Below are 14,656 nucleotides of genomic sequence, written 5' to 3' on the forward strand. Positions count from 1 at the left end.
ATTATTCTGAAAAGTAAATATTTTCAGAATACATTAGTTATTTAGTATTACGAAATAATAGTTTTTTAGATAAATAGTATGAAATTCCACGAATGAACGGATGGGTAAATTGTCGCGATCTGATGAAAATCAACGAATAAACTTTGTATAAATATGGTATAAAAGGTCGGATTTAGAAATTACTCATACGACTTAAGTTTGATGCAATAGACAAAAAAAGGGACGGACCTTCGACACTGGTGTCAAAGGTCTGTCCCTCTTATTCAGGATGTTTTTTTACGGTTCTTCCATTTGCGGTAGATTTTTCCGTTAATGTAGAAGAATCTGGTGATCCAGCCGGCTTGTCCGATGAACTCTTTGGAGAAGGATTGTACTTTTTCTTGTTTGCTTACCTTTTCGTCTGACAGGTAAACGCCAATGAGTCCTTTGTTGATCAAACGATGGAAGTGAGCGTGCGGCAGACCGTGGGTATGTTCATCTGCTTTTTGCAAGAAATGAAGGAGCCGACCTTTTAAGTGCTCATCGTCCTCATAATAGAAACAAAAGTTTAAGTCTCCCCCCTCGAGGTCCTCATCCTGGTCGATGAAGTAATCGAGAAGGATATGTAAGCCCTGAATATACGGAAAGTATCCGCTTTTTATTTTCTCTGTGTAGGACGGCTTAAAATCGCTGCGACAGGCGTATGATACTAAACAGAATATACCGAGGGTCGAACCTGAGCAGGCGGAAAACTCGTACCAATTCATTTCAGGGAGGTTCGACCGGTGTGTTTCAAACCAATTCTGAAGCCTTCCCACTCTCTCTTCTTTCTTCACGTGTTTATGTATCTGCAGATCACAATAGTATTCACACAACTCGAGAAGATCACCCTTGATGCTGTCGTAATGACTTAGATTTGCAAGAACGGATTGACAGGTAAGCACCAGATCCCTGAGATACCCCCCGTCATCCTGATCTGCTCTTAATGCATAGTAATTGACAGGCACAGCGTCCACTGTCAAGGCATCCTTCATGGATTGATGAAGAAGGGTAAAGTCCTCTGGATCAAGAGAAACACTTCGATCACACAGATTATCTAAATAATCACTTATCGTTTGATAAGCAACGATAAATCGGATTGTATCCTGTTTTTTATCCAGTGCCAAAAGTGATAGAATCGATCCACCTTCACAGTGAAACGTTTTATGCTCAATACTTGAAAGGGCCTGGTTTCTCAATTCTTGGTTGGGGATCGCTTCTGCACGCCTCTTCCACTCATCTAACTCTTTATGAACAATCGGAAAAACATTTCGGTATACTCTTGTCATTAACGAAAAGGGATCACTTGGAATGGACACCTTTACCACCTCTTTTACAAAATGTAACCTAACGCTTTCAAGCGACTTTCAATGAAAATTTTGGAGTACTCAAATATATCTTCTCGTTCTGGTTCATTATAGATTTCATGATAGCATTTCGGCCATTCTTTGTAATGCATTTCAGATAAGGACAGTTCGTTGAACCACTTCTTCACTGCTCTTTTATCCACGATTTTGTCGTCACCGGCCTGCAGGACAAGTAATGGAACGTCAGGCATCTTATCAAGATTAACAAAAGCTAATTTTATCGCATGCGCCAATTCCCGGTACCAGCGTACAGACACTTTGGTGATATAAAGTGAATCATTGCTGTCGATTTCACGGACATCTGCATTTCTTGTTGCCATATCGATGGTTAACCCTGATGGGAATTTAACCATAGGAGCAATTTTATTTAACCCGTAGGACAAAAGCTCGATAGGTTTAGCAGGCGTAGTGACCAAGCCTAAACAAGGTGAGGACAATATTACACCAGCCAGTTTCACATGGGATTCCTGAAGCATGCGGACGGCGACAAGTCCCCCCATACTATGACCAATCATAAATACAGGTAATTCAAATTGATAAGCTGCCTGTACCCAATCTTTCACTTCCACTATATATTCATCAAAGGAATCGATATGTCCTCTTTTACTTCTTGAGGTCATGCCTTGACCCGGTAAATCCCCCATTATGACATGGAAGCCTGCTGCACGCCACATTTCAATGAGCCAACCGTACCTGCCATGATGCTCCATTGCTCCATGGATGATGACGATGACTGCTTTTGCTTCTTGATCTGTTTCCCATTTCCACATGGCAAATCCTCCTTTATAGTTCTCTAATTGATTGAATTCTGCTACCATTTATTATAGTAAATATTATTGAAAGGGGTAGTAAAAAATGCTCTATCCGTATTATGATAAAAAACCAGTCATCTCTGATTCGGCTTACATTGCTGATTATGTGACCATCTCTGGGGATGTGGAGATCGGTGAAGAGTCCAGTATTTGGTTTAACACCGTTATAAGAGGGGATGTCGCTCCAACGAAAATCGGTAATAAAGTAAATATACAGGATAATTCCATACTCCATCAGAGTCCAAATAACCCTCTTATTCTTGAAGATGAAGTAACCGTCGGCCATGGGGTGATTCTACATAGCTGCAAAATCCGAAAAAAAGCATTAATCGGCATGGGATCGATCATTCTCGATAATGCTGAAATTGGAGAAGGAGCCTTTATCGGGGCAGGAAGCCTTGTTCCACAAGGAAAAGTCATACCTCCCAATACACTGGCATTCGGTCGTCCAGCAAAAGTGGTAAGAGAGCTGAACGAACATGACATTAGCGAGATGAAGCGCATTTCCAGGGAATACGCGGAAAAAGGACAATATTATAAGAGCATCAAACCATTTTAACTTCTTATATACTTGGGATACCCCATCCTTCCTGAGAATACTCATGGAAGATTTTCTTGTATGAAGGTCCCCGTTTCAGATTTATCTACCGTTTTCAGAATATATCTAGCAAAGTCGGGGTATATCTGCCATTCCACGCAATAAAATAAACTCCCCACCGCCGACCCCTATCGAAAAAAAAAGACCAACACCCTGATAAGTGTTGGTCTTTTCTATCTATATCTTCTCTTATTCGCTTAATGCTTCTGCTTTTAATGCTTCAGCTTTGTTTGTACGCTCCCAAGGAAGATCAAGATCGTTACGGCCAAAGTGTCCGTAAGCAGCTGTTTGCTTGTAAATCGGACGACGAAGGTCCAGCATTTTGATGATTCCTGCAGGGCGCAGGTCAAAGTTGTTGCGGACAACATCAATCAATACGTCTTCTGATACTTTACCCGTTCCGAATGTGTCGATTGAAATCGATACCGGTTGAGCAACACCGATTGCATACGCTAATTGAACTTCACATTTTTCAGCAAGTCCCGCTGCCACAATGTTCTTCGCTACGTAACGTGCTGCATACGCCGCTGAACGGTCCACTTTCGTTGCATCCTTACCAGAGAATGCACCACCACCGTGACGGGCGTATCCGCCGTAAGTGTCAACGATGATTTTACGTCCTGTAAGTCCTGCATCACCTTGTGGTCCACCGATAACGAAACGGCCTGTCGGGTTGATGAAATATTTCGTCTCTCCATCGATCAGTTCTTTCGGTACAACCGGGTCGATGACATATTCTTTCAAGTTGCGCTGGATTTGCTCAAGCGTCACTTCAGGGTGATGTTGAGTAGAGATAACGATCGTGTCGATACGGACCGGCTTATCGTTTTCATCGTATTCAACGGTTACTTGCGTCTTTCCATCCGGACGAAGGTAAGGAAGGATTTCTTCTTTACGAACTTCAGTCAGGCGACGGGAGATTTTGTGTGCAAGTGAGATCGGAAGAGGCATAAGCTCTTTCGTTTCATTACAAGCGAATCCAAACATTAGCCCTTGGTCACCTGCACCGATTGCATCGATTTCTTCATCCGTCATTTGACCTTCACGGGCTTCAAGCGCCTGGTCTACACCCTGAGCGATATCAGCAGATTGCTCATCGATGGATGTAAGTACTGCACATGTTTCAGCATCAAAGCCGTATTTCGCACGAGTGTAGCCGATTTCACGGATCGTTTCGCGAACGATTTTTGGAATATCGACATACGTACTTGTTGTAATTTCACCTGCAACAAGAACAAGACCCGTTGTAACAGACGTTTCACATGCCACGCGGGCATTCGGATCATTGGTAAGAATTGCATCAAGAATTGAATCAGAAATTTGGTCACAAATTTTATCTGGATGTCCTTCGGTTACGGACTCAGATGTAAACAGACGACGTTTAGTTGACATCAAGGTTCCTCCTTAAGCTATTTGTTAGACTTTGATCTAACAAAACATTAAACAGATACGGTACTCATTCCCTAAGTAGTATGAAGTAAACATGGTTTTTTTATAAAAAAATCATGAATTATGTGCATTTGATCCACTATAAACAGAAAAAACCCTTCCTCATGATTAAAGCAATAGAGGAAAGGTTTCAGATCATAGCCGCGCCTTTTCTCTCTTATCGTTCAAGGTTCATAGACCTTGCCTCAGTTTAGCACCTTCGCTTAATCGGATCGTTTCAGACAGAAAGGATCCATTCACTATTTAGCAGGTTGCTGGGTTTCATAGGGTCTGCTCCCTCCACCAGCTCAGGATAAGAGTATCCGTTCAAGGAACAATGATAACGTTTAGGACTAGAGGTGTCAACTTTTTTTCGAGTGACAGGTTTAACCAATCTTTTAGCCTCTCTATAAGACTTCCAACCATTTTTCTCGATTAAAATAACCTAATGGGGTAATGAGGCTAAACATTTAGATTTTTTCTTCATATAAATAAGAAGAAACAAGCTGTATTTGGACGAAAAATGTGACAAAATGAAGACACATTATAAAATTAAATAAATAGTATAGACTAATAGCTTGATTGTGTTATACTATTTTTGAGAAGTAAGCGATGCCATTAAATAAATTTATATAAAGGAAGGGTTCTAATGAATTCAGTGAGCATGTCTAATGAATTAACAGAATTACTTAACGGTCAAAACATTCAGGAACAATTATCTGTTTCCCAACTAGTTGAAAAAGTCCTTCAACGTAATGAAGGCGTTTTAACATCATCAGGTGCAGTCAGAGCAGAAACTGGTAAATACACAGGACGCTCTCCTAAGGATAAATTTATAGTTGAAGAACCATCCACGAAGGATAAGATTGAGTGGGGATCTGTCAATCAACCCATCTCATCTGAATCATTCGATAAACTATATACGAAAGTGATCAATTACTTAAAAGAAAAAGAAGAAGTATTTTCTTTCAAAGGGTTCGCAGGTGCCGACTCAAAACATAGACTGCCGATTCAGGTGATCAACGAATTTGCTTGGCATAATCTTTTCGCTCATCAATTATTCATTCGCCCAACAGAAGAAGAGCTAAAGGGTCACCAATCAGAATTCACAATCGTTTCTGCTCCGAACTTCAAGGCGGATCCCGAAGTTGACGGAACTCATTCTGAAACATTTATCATTGTATCATTCGAAAGAAGAATTGTCCTGATTGGTGGTACTGAATATGCAGGTGAAATGAAGAAATCGATCTTCTCTGTCATGAACTACGTGCTCCCTGAATCCGATATCCTTTCCATGCACTGCTCTTCAAACGTAGGTCGCGAAGGCGATGTGGCATTGTTCTTCGGTTTATCCGGTACTGGGAAAACGACTTTATCCGCAGACCCTAACCGCCGTTTAATCGGAGATGATGAGCACGGATGGTCTCCGAACGGTGTTTTCAATATCGAAGGCGGCTGCTACGCGAAATGTATCGGCCTGACACGTGAGAAAGAGCCACAGATCTTCGATGCCATCCGTTTCGGCTCTGTCCTTGAAAATGTCGTCCTTGATGACAATTCCCGCATCCCGGATTATGAGGATAACACATTAACTGAAAACACTCGTGCTGCATACCCTCTTCAAGCGATGGAAAACATCGTTGAACCAAGTGTTGCAGGACATCCAAATACCATCGTATTCTTAACGGCAGATGCATTCGGGGTATTACCTCCAATCAGCAAACTGACGAAAGAACAAGCAATGTACCACTTCTTAAGCGGGTATACATCCAAGCTTGCAGGTACAGAGCGCGGAATCACTTCACCACAAGCAACATTCTCAACATGCTTTGGCTCACCATTCCTGCCACTCCCTGCAACTCGCTATGCCGAGATGCTTGGTAAGAAAATCGATGAGCACAGTGCACAGGTATTCCTGGTGAACACCGGGTGGACTGGTGGAGAATACGGTGTTGGTAACCGCATGAAGTTATCTTACACTCGTGCCATGGTTCAAGCAGCCCTTGAAGGCGAACTGACTCACGTTGAAACAGAAACGGACGACATCTTTGGTCTGAACATCCCTGTTCACGTTCCTGGTGTTCCGGACGAAGTGCTTCAACCAAAAAGAACATGGTCCAATGAAGCAGCATATGAAGTGAAAGCAAAAGAACTTGCCCATAAATTCAACGAGAACTTCAAGAAATTCTCGAACGTACCATCTGAAATCGAACTAAAAGGCGGCCCGTCCGTTAAATAGTCTATATACAAAGGTCCGTCCCTCATTGTTGAGGGACGGACCTTTGTTATGGTTATAATCCTTTTTTTCGACCGGTGATTCTGTTAAATAAAAATACTACAATGGCAATAACGAGTAAGATATGGATGATGGCTCCCCCGATTTTAAAAATCAATCCAAGCAACCAAAGGACTAAAAGAATTCCAATAATGGTCCAAAGCATGAGTTTCCCTCCTAATAACTGTGATTGATGCTAAGATTCCCTATTTCGGTCCATTTAAAACCATACATGGTATTTCCATTAAAAATTATGCAGCTATTAGTAACATCTGTTAGTCCCTCTGAATTTATTCAAAACATTCTTGCTCTCATTTAAATTTTCCTAAAAATAATACTTTACTAAATATTTCTAATTTTGGTATGATAATGATTAAAATTTACGGAGGGGAATCAAAATGATCAGACAGCTTACAGAAGAGGATCATGATATTTGCCAGCAGCTCATTCATCGGCAGCCGGCTGAGAATTTGTTTATTATCGGGGACATTGAAGCCTTTGGGTATGAACAGGATTTCCAGAAGATCTGGGGCGACTTCGATGAGGAAGGAAATTTAAGAGGCATTCTACTTAAGTACCGTGAAAATTTCATTCCGTTTTCAATGGATGAATTTGATGCTGAAGGATTCGCCGCTATCATTAATGGACATGAAGACTACAGCATCGTTTCAGGTTTAAAACGGATCGTCACTGAGGTTGAACCGTTTTTATCCAGAGAGGTTAAATCAAAAAGACATATGTATTATGCGAAATGCGACAACACCGAATCAATGGATCGACAAGACCTTCCAAATGTGAAAGAGGCTACCCTCACTGTTATTCCTAAACTTGTGGATCTGTTGAACAGCATACCTGAGTTCAGCGGCGGGGATTTTAGCGTAGAAAAAAGAAAACACAGCATGGAAGCCGGAGTTTCCAGAAGCTATTACGTTGAAGAAAACGGAAAATTTGTTTCTTCCGCATCCACAACCGCTGAAAACAGTATGTCAGCGATGATAGTGGCTGTTTGTACCCATCCGGAGTACAAGAAAAGAGGATACGCGACAGAGTGCATGACGAAGCTTTGTCGTGACGTACTAGAAGAAGGTAAAGAATTGTGCTTATTCTATGATAACCCCGAAGCAGGGAAAATTTATAAGCGCATCGGTTTCAAGGATATAGGATATTGGTCTATGTATAAATTTTAATCATAAAAAAGTTGACTCCCGACAAAGAGTCAACTTTTTCACTATGCTGCTACTTTCCGGTTCCCGATCAACTTAGCCTGAACCAGACGTTGTCTAACGGTGATTCCAATCCAGCTTGCAAGGAACGCTTTAATAAGCCCAACTACGATAAATGGATATACACCTGCTGCCATTGCCTGATTCCAGCTAAGATCCGCAACAAATTTCAGTTGAATGGTACCCAGGATCAATGTAATGATCATCCCGACTGTATTGGCAATCATCGCCATTGGAATGGTGAATTTCGTTTTTTCCAGAATGAAGCCTGTAAAGAAAGCCGCTGCGATAAAACCGAAAATGTAGCCTCCAGTCGGCCCGACTAATACTTGTGCCCCTCCACTGAAGCCTGCAAATACAGGAACACCGACGGCTCCCAGGGCTGCATAGCATACCATGGCAAACGCACCGTACCTGCTTCCAAGAATCGTCGCTGTTATTCCCACTGCCAGTGTCTGCCCACTGATTGGAACAAGTGGCAGCGGAATCTCGATTTGAGCGAAAATTCCCGTAATGGCAGCAAAGATGGCGCAGTGAATGATCACCCTTAGTTTTTCTCCGTTCACTTTCATATCCCCCTTGCGTATGTAAACTATGTATAATATTAAGTTAACACAATTGAAAGGATTTTGGGAAGCTTATTTTTCTTCCCTCTCGTTTTTTAACTGGGAGCATAAACATTACATATCTTTTCTTTAGCCTGCCATTCTAAAGCTGTTTTTAATGAAATCCTCCCTTGGAGAAACTCATCTATTCCCTTATCGCTCACCAGGTACAGGATGGTACGATTAGGGTGAAGTTCATTTAATACTTGAATGATCCTCCCTATGGCTATGTATTGCATTTTCTTTCTCTCCTTATTAGCAGGACGCACTTCCTTTCACCTGCGCCCTGCGTTCTGTAAAGGTGGATCAAACGAGCGTACAGCGACACTCGATCATATTTCTCTTCGTTTCCCGTCTATTATCTTTCATTTTTAAGCAGCACCTCTTCACGCACTTGTTCCGCAGCTTCCACCATGGTTTTAAGACCTAAGACCGTCTCATCAATCCCACGGGTTTTCAAACCACAATCCGGGTTGACCCAGAATAAATGGGGATCCAGTACTTCTAGAGCCCGAAATATATTGCGGATTAATTCTTCACGTTTCGGGACCCGTGGACTGTGAATGTCATATACCCCGAGACCTATCCCCTTATCATACGTATAATCTTCGAAAACATGAATCAATTCCCCATGACTTCTTGATGTTTCAATCGAGATGACATCAGCATCCAGATCACTGATGGCATCTATTATATCTTCAAAATCCGAATAGCACATATGTGTGTGAACCTGGGTTTGCTTCTGTACAGTTGAAGTGGCCAACCTGAAAGCATAAACGGCAGCCTTTAGATATTCCTCCCAATTTTCACTCTTTAAAGGCAGACCTTCCCTAAGTGCCGGCTCATCGACTTGTATCATGCGAATCCCATTGGCTTCTAATTCCTCTATCTCTTTTTGGAGAGAAAGTGCGATTTGATTCGCTACTTCATATCGTGATAGATCATTTCGAATAAATGACCAATTTAGAATCGTGATCGGGCCCGTTAACATCCCTTTAACCGGTTTAGCGGTTAATGATTGAGCATATACGGTTTCTTTAACCGTCATCGGTTCTTTAAAATTCACATCACCGTATATGAGTGGTGGCTTCACACATCTGGAACCGTATGATTGTACCCATCCAAACTTCGTAAATTGAAAACCTTCTAATTTCTCACCAAAGAATTCAACCATATCCGTCCGCTCGAATTCCCCATGTACAAACACATCAAGGCCTATTTGTTCCTGAATTTCAATCCAGCGTTTTATTTCCGCATGAATATATTGTTGATACTCCCCATCAGAAAGTTCTCCCTTCCTCCATTTCAACCTTTGCCTTCTTACTTCCTGGGTTTGAGGAAAGCTTCCTATTGTAGTGGTAGGTAGAAAAGGTAATGAAAAGTACTTCGCCTGTTCCAGTTTACGAATATGGAAAGGATCCTTTCTCCCTACATTATCGGGATGCAATTCCTCAACCTCTTCCTGCACCTCCCTATTATTGCGCAGGGGTGATTCGTTTAAATTCTTAATCGCCTCTACACTTTGTGCGATCTCATCTTTTATTGTCTCGACTCCCTCACGAATCCCCTTTGTTAAAATTGTGATTTCATGTAATTTCTCATCAGCAAATGATAAGGCGTCAATGAGAGGTGTACCAATTGTTTCTTCATTCTGCAAGGTTACAGGTACATGAAGTAAACTGCATGATGGTTGTATGATCAAGCGATCACTCGGAACATACTCTGCAATGAGCGATAGAAGCGAATGAGTTTCAGCAAAATTACTTCTCCAAATATTCCTGCCATCAAGAATGCCGGCAGCCAAGAATTTATCTTTAGGAAAACCAAATCTTTTCAGCGCCGCCAAGTTCTCACCACGATCATGCACAAAATCTATCCCTATGCCGTCTACTGGGAGTGCTAACACCCGCCGGTACCTTTCCAAACTATCATAATAGGTTTGAAGGATGATCTTTAACCCGGGGCAGAATTCTTTAAGTGTTTGATAAACTTCTTTAAATTGATCCATCTCTTCATCCCCGATGGATGTGCACAAGATCGGTTCATCCATTTGTACCCACTCTACACCCTCCTCCTGTAATTCACGTAATACTTCAGCATAAAGAGGGACAAATTGATCAACGATGGTTTTATAGTCCCTGTTATCATACCCTTTGGACAATTTCACAAAAGTGAACGGACCTAAGATAACCGGTTTTCCTTCTATACCCAGTTTTTCTTTTGCCTCTCTAAAAAAATGGAGGGGACGATTTTCCACCAACTGGGGAACGATCCCACCAAGTTCAGGCACGAGATAGTGATAGTTGGTGTTAAACCATTTTGTCATTTCCAGTGCCACCGCGTCCTTTGATCCTCTAGCCATTTCAAAATACGTTTCAAGAGAGACCTTCCCTCCACTATAATGAAACCTCTCGGGAACCAAGCCGAACATAACGGCAGTATCAAGGACATGATCATATGAGCTGAAATCTCCAACCGGAATCAAATCAATTCCCCGATCCAATTGCTTCTTCAAATGGTTGACTCGTATTTCCTCGATTTGATGTAAGAAGGAATCCTTTTCCATCTTCCCTGCCCAAAATTGTTCCAGCGTCTTTTTCCATTCACGCTTTTCACCGATCCTTGGATATCCTAAATTCGAACTGATCACCTTACTCATTCAATCCTCACTCCTTATACTTGATATGGTTGTCATCAACAAAAAAATCTCCCTTTCAAATGAAAGAGAGATTCCTACGCATCACTAACTTGAGTTGAGACAATCTGGTATTCTCAACACGTATTCCTCACCCCTCTCTATATCCACGTAGAGCATAAGCGCATACAACAGGCAGGTCTCCTGACTTAGGTTCACAGCTCCTTATCCCTTCCCATTTCAGCAGAAATAGTGGTTGAATGATAAGTCGCTCCCCATTACAGTGGCGGGACCGTGCCGGATTTTCACCGGTCTTCCCTTTTAGCTGAGCATGACTCAGCACCTATTGCATTTATCTATTTAATTTTTCTTTCATAAAAACGAAAAGCCCTCTCTTGCGATAGAGAGGGCTTCATGTTTATGAGAATCCTCTCTTATTTTCCAAAGCAAAGCGCTTTGCAGGAATTAGCACCTTTTCAACACATCTGTTGAATGGTTGCCGGGTTTCACAGGGCCCGTCCCTCCACCTCTCTCAATAAGAGTTATAAATATTCATTTACTATTCCGAAATTTGTAATAATCGTAGCACGGCACATATAAGCTGTCAAAAGAAATTTAACCAATCACTTACACGTTTCTAATAATAGGTACTTTCTACATAATGACATTTGATACAAGATCTTGTTACATTCGTTTCATAGAAGACATGCCTGCAGTTTTCCTGAATACTCTTCACTTCTTTTTCGAGTTGGATGACTCTATGATTGAGCTTTACGATCTCATTCTTCAATTTGAGTACATGAGAAAGAGGTTCATCGGTAGATGTTTGATCCATTTTCCACAAACTCCTTCGATTTTTCTTTCAATCCTTTTTCTATTTCCTTATTAGCGTCATCCATACCATTCTCCTTCATTCCCCTTATATCATGTGATATTCTCATTGAACAAAATTTTGGTCCACACATTGAACAAAAATGGGCCGTTTTTGCCCCTTCTGCAGGAAGTGTTTCATCATGATACTCTCTTGCACGTTCCGGGTCCAGGGATAAATTAAATTGGTCATTCCATCTAAATTCAAATCGAGCCTTAGAAACGGCATTATCTCTTACTTGCGCCCCTGGATGCCCTTTTGCTAAATCCGCTGCATGTGCTGCGATTTTATAAGCAATGACACCTTCTCTCACATCATCTTTATTCGGTAATCCCAGATGCTCTTTCGGTGTTACATAGCACAGCATGGCTGTTCCAAACCAACCGATCATGGCAGCCCCTATGGCAGAAGTAATGTGATCATAACCCGGTGCAATATCTGTCGTTAATGGACCCAGGGTATAAAAAGGTGCTTCATGACAGATTTCCATTTGCTTATCCACATTCTCTTTAATCATATGCATCGGTACATGACCAGGGCCTTCAATCATCACCTGTACATCATGCTTCCAAGCGATTTTGGTTAGCTCGCCTAATGTTTCAAGCTCGGCAAACTGTGCTTCATCATTCGCATCAGCAATTGATCCGGGCCTTAAACCATCTCCTAAGGAAACGGAGATATCATAGGCTTTTACGATCTTACATATATCTTCAAAATGTGAATAAAGAAAGTTCTCTTTATGATGGGCAAGACACCATTGTGCCATGATTGAACCTCCACGGGAAACAATGCCTGTTGTACGTTCAGCCGTCAGCTGAATATACCGCAATAATACACCTGCATGAATGGTGAAATAGTCAACTCCCTGCTCCGCCTGTTCAATCAATGTATCTCTGTACACATCCCAAGTAAGATTCTCAGCAATTCCGTTTACTTTTTCAAGTGCTTGATAGATCGGTACCGTGCCAACAGGGACAGGGGAGTTTCGAATGACCCACTCCCTTGTTGTATGAATGTTTTTCCCTGTTGATAAGTCCATTATGGTATCGGCACCCCAACGAGTTGCCCACGTCATTTTCTCCACTTCTTCTTCAATGGAAGATGATACGGCAGAGTTTCCGATATTCGCGTTTATTTTCACATGAAAGTGACGGCCGATGATCATCGGTTCACATTCAGGATGATTGATATTAGCAGGAATGATGGCCCTGCCATTTGCTACTTCTTCTCTTACAAATGAAGGATCAACATTTTCCCGGATAGCGATGAACTCCATTTCCGGTGTAATGATTCCTTTTTTCGCATAATGCATTTGAGTCACATTACGACCCATTTTTGCCCGCATTGGGGTACGTTTGATAGTAGGGAAGGTCTCTACGTTTGCACGGGGGTCGTCTCCTTTATAGCCGTTATCTTCCGGTTCGATTTCACGTCCCGGGTAAGCCGTGACATCCTGACGTTCTTGAATCCACTCTGTACGAACGGAAGGTAACCCTTTATGAATATCGACTTGGTAACGCTCATCTGTATAAGGTCCGCTTGTATCGTATACACGAACCGGTTCATTCTCTTCCACGCCCAAGGAAACATTCGTCCTACTCAGTTTAATTTCTCTCATCGGTACAAGTATGTCTGGCCTTGAACCTACGACATATACTTTTTTACTGTTTTTAAATTGCGTTTTTAACTCGATTGCCACTTAACTTCTCCTCCTTTTGATTGGATCTTAGAAGTTACTGCGTCAGGCATCCCATTGTTCAACAAAAGGACATGAAGACACAAAAAAGGGTCCTGAATCATCAGAACCCGAAATGTCAAAAAGTAGTAAGCGCCTCAAAACTCAAATACACGCTTCCGTACTACTTCCCTACGCTGGTATCATCCAGATCAGGTTCAAAGGGTCAAAGAACTTATGCGTTCTCCTCTCAGTCCAAGCAATATATCGGACTCCCCTAGTAGAAATATTGATAGTATTCTATTGTATTACATACTATTTTTACCATGATTCATTCTTTTTTCCAATAGTCGTATAGTAACAAATCAAATTAGGACATGATCACACGTTTGATTTCCATTACCTTTTCAGGGTCTATCCCGAAGTCATAACTCCCATTATGACGGACACCTGATCCTACATGATATTCTCTTGCTTTTAGCTTGCTGTGTATTCCGCCTATATTATCCACAGTTAAACCCGAACCCGGCATGATGATGGGACCACCCATTTTCTCTATTTCCCTCATTTCACCAATCGTATCCAGTCCCTTACTCACTTCAGATTTTCCGCCTGATGTGAGAATTCGATCAACGTTCAATCCTGAATGGAATATTCCCTTGCATAAGGCTACTGGATCATCAGATAGGTCGATAGCGCGGTGAAAAGTAATCGATTGACCCCTCGCACTTTGTACGATCCCCATTAAAGCGTGGGAATCAAGCTTACCTTCATGTGATAATGCGCCAAAGACGATGCCACGGCTTCCCATTTCAACTATCGTTCTAACTTGTTCGACCATGGTATGCAATTCATCAGACTGATACGAGAAAGATTTACTATGTAACCGGATCATAATCTGAACAGGAATCGAAACGGTACTTAATACTTTTTCTATCACATGAAAATCAGGTGTTAATCCTCCCTCATGTATGGCAGACACCAATTCAAGTCGATCTGCTCCGGATGCTTCTGCAACTTTGGCATCCTCCTCATTCAAGACTATAACTTCCAGTTTGCTCATGTTGAATTCTCCTAACGTGATGATGTTACGTTAACTTTATCACAATGGTGAAGATTGTTGAACTTGTGATGAAAAGGATTTCCCCG

13 protein-coding genes and 4 riboswitches are annotated in these 14,656 nt (G+C 41.7%); of the genes, 3 read left to right on the forward strand and 10 right to left on the reverse strand.

The window, feature by feature from the left end; all coding sequences use genetic code 11:
* Positions 1-263: 263 nt before the first annotated feature.
* Together TV75_RS18690 and TV75_RS18695 are read right to left on the reverse strand one after the other, a co-directional pair.
* Positions 264-1,337 (reverse strand): tetraprenyl-beta-curcumene synthase family protein, encoded by a 1,074-nt coding sequence (locus TV75_RS18690; RefSeq protein WP_044340326.1) that lies wholly within the window; start codon positions 1,335-1,337, stop codon positions 264-266.
* A gap of 14 nt (positions 1,338-1,351) precedes the next feature.
* The gene (locus tag TV75_RS18695) at positions 1,352-2,155 is read right to left on the reverse strand and encodes an alpha/beta hydrolase (RefSeq protein WP_044340327.1); all 804 of its coding nucleotides are present in this window, start codon (positions 2,153-2,155) and stop codon (positions 1,352-1,354) included.
* Positions 2,156-2,240: 85 nt separating this feature from the next.
* On the opposite strand from TV75_RS18695, the gene TV75_RS18700 reads away from it, so the two are divergent.
* Positions 2,241-2,756, forward strand: coding sequence for a gamma carbonic anhydrase (locus TV75_RS18700; RefSeq protein ID WP_044340328.1), 516 nt, complete (start codon positions 2,241-2,243; stop codon positions 2,754-2,756).
* 228 nt (positions 2,757-2,984) lie between these two features.
* On the opposite strand, the gene metK is transcribed toward TV75_RS18700, so the two are convergent.
* Positions 2,985-4,187 carry a methionine adenosyltransferase gene (gene metK, locus TV75_RS18705; RefSeq protein ID WP_044340329.1) on the reverse strand — a complete coding sequence of 401 codons (1,203 nt, stop codon included), beginning with the start codon at positions 4,185-4,187 and terminating at the stop codon, positions 2,985-2,987.
* 211 nt (positions 4,188-4,398) lie between these two features.
* Positions 4,399-4,543, reverse strand: a riboswitch (SAM riboswitch).
* Positions 4,544-4,872: 329 nt separating this feature from the next.
* On the opposite strand from metK, the gene pckA reads away from it, so the two are divergent.
* Complete coding sequence (gene pckA, locus TV75_RS18710; protein ID WP_044340330.1) at positions 4,873-6,462, forward strand: phosphoenolpyruvate carboxykinase (ATP); 1,590 nt, start codon at positions 4,873-4,875, stop codon at positions 6,460-6,462.
* Positions 6,463-6,514: 52 nt separating this feature from the next.
* Here pckA and TV75_RS21980 read toward each other — a convergent pair whose 3' ends face one another.
* Complete coding sequence (locus TV75_RS21980; RefSeq protein ID WP_156142529.1) at positions 6,515-6,664, reverse strand: lmo0937 family membrane protein; 150 nt, start codon at positions 6,662-6,664, stop codon at positions 6,515-6,517.
* Between the two features lie 232 nt (positions 6,665-6,896).
* Between TV75_RS21980 and TV75_RS18715 the strand changes: the two genes are divergently transcribed.
* The gene (locus tag TV75_RS18715; protein ID WP_044340331.1) at positions 6,897-7,685 is read left to right on the forward strand and encodes a GNAT family N-acetyltransferase; all 789 of its coding nucleotides are present in this window, start codon (positions 6,897-6,899) and stop codon (positions 7,683-7,685) included.
* 41 nt (positions 7,686-7,726) lie between these two features.
* On the opposite strand, the gene TV75_RS18720 is transcribed toward TV75_RS18715, so the two are convergent.
* From TV75_RS18720 to TV75_RS18745, 6 genes are all read right to left on the reverse strand, one after another.
* Complete coding sequence (locus TV75_RS18720) at positions 7,727-8,293, reverse strand: biotin transporter BioY (protein ID WP_044340332.1); 567 nt, start codon at positions 8,291-8,293, stop codon at positions 7,727-7,729.
* An 89-nt stretch (positions 8,294-8,382) separates the two neighbouring features.
* Positions 8,383-8,565, reverse strand: coding sequence for a hypothetical protein (locus tag TV75_RS18725; RefSeq protein WP_044340333.1), 183 nt, complete (start codon positions 8,563-8,565; stop codon positions 8,383-8,385).
* A gap of 119 nt (positions 8,566-8,684) precedes the next feature.
* A complete protein-coding gene (metE, locus tag TV75_RS18730) occupies positions 8,685-10,985 on the reverse strand; it encodes a 5-methyltetrahydropteroyltriglutamate--homocysteine S-methyltransferase (RefSeq protein ID WP_044340334.1) in 2,301 nt (766 codons plus the stop codon).
* Between the two features lie 153 nt (positions 10,986-11,138).
* A riboswitch (cobalamin riboswitch) is annotated at positions 11,139-11,323 on the reverse strand.
* A gap of 69 nt (positions 11,324-11,392) precedes the next feature.
* Positions 11,393-11,503, reverse strand: a riboswitch (SAM riboswitch).
* A gap of 95 nt (positions 11,504-11,598) precedes the next feature.
* On the reverse strand, positions 11,599-11,796 hold the full coding sequence (locus TV75_RS18735; protein ID WP_044340335.1) for a hypothetical protein: 198 nt from the start codon (positions 11,794-11,796) through the stop codon (positions 11,599-11,601).
* Positions 11,774-13,531, reverse strand: a complete 1,758-nt coding sequence (thiC, locus tag TV75_RS18740; protein WP_044340336.1) for a phosphomethylpyrimidine synthase ThiC — start codon at positions 13,529-13,531, stop codon at positions 11,774-11,776. The genes TV75_RS18735 and thiC overlap by 23 nt, the downstream gene beginning before the upstream one ends.
* Before the next feature lie 148 nt (positions 13,532-13,679).
* A riboswitch (TPP riboswitch) is annotated at positions 13,680-13,796 on the reverse strand.
* Positions 13,797-13,877: 81 nt separating this feature from the next.
* On the reverse strand, positions 13,878-14,570 hold the full coding sequence (locus TV75_RS18745) for a copper homeostasis protein CutC (RefSeq protein WP_044340337.1): 693 nt from the start codon (positions 14,568-14,570) through the stop codon (positions 13,878-13,880).
* Positions 14,571-14,656: the final 86 nt, after the last annotated feature.

This window comes from Rossellomorea aquimaris (assembly GCF_000935355.1).
GTDB classification, from domain to species: domain Bacteria; phylum Bacillota; class Bacilli; order Bacillales; family Bacillaceae_B; genus Rossellomorea; species Rossellomorea aquimaris_B.

Excerpts from the sequence above, each read along its gene's own strand:
- TV75_RS18695 (WP_044340327.1), bottom strand. The coding sequence starts at position 2,155 with ATGTGGAAATGGGAAACAGATCAAGAAGCAAAAGCAGTCATCGTCATC.
- TV75_RS18700 (WP_044340328.1), top strand. The coding sequence starts at position 2,241 with ATGCTCTATCCGTATTATGATAAAAAACCAGTCATCTCTGATTCGGCT.
- metK (WP_044340329.1), bottom strand. The coding sequence starts at position 4,187 with ATGTCAACTAAACGTCGTCTGTTTACATCTGAGTCCGTAACCGAAGGA.
- pckA (WP_044340330.1), top strand. The coding sequence starts at position 4,873 with ATGAATTCAGTGAGCATGTCTAATGAATTAACAGAATTACTTAACGGT.
- TV75_RS21980 (WP_156142529.1), bottom strand. The coding sequence starts at position 6,664 with ATGCTTTGGACCATTATTGGAATTCTTTTAGTCCTTTGGTTGCTTGGA.
- TV75_RS18715 (WP_044340331.1), top strand. The coding sequence starts at position 6,897 with ATGATCAGACAGCTTACAGAAGAGGATCATGATATTTGCCAGCAGCTC.
- TV75_RS18720 (WP_044340332.1), bottom strand. The coding sequence starts at position 8,293 with ATGAAAGTGAACGGAGAAAAACTAAGGGTGATCATTCACTGCGCCATC.
- TV75_RS18725 (WP_044340333.1), bottom strand. The coding sequence starts at position 8,565 with ATGCAATACATAGCCATAGGGAGGATCATTCAAGTATTAAATGAACTT.
- metE (WP_044340334.1), bottom strand. The coding sequence starts at position 10,985 with ATGAGTAAGGTGATCAGTTCGAATTTAGGATATCCAAGGATCGGTGAA.
- TV75_RS18735 (WP_044340335.1), bottom strand. The coding sequence starts at position 11,796 with ATGGATCAAACATCTACCGATGAACCTCTTTCTCATGTACTCAAATTG.
- TV75_RS18745 (WP_044340337.1), bottom strand. The coding sequence starts at position 14,570 with ATGAGCAAACTGGAAGTTATAGTCTTGAATGAGGAGGATGCCAAAGTT.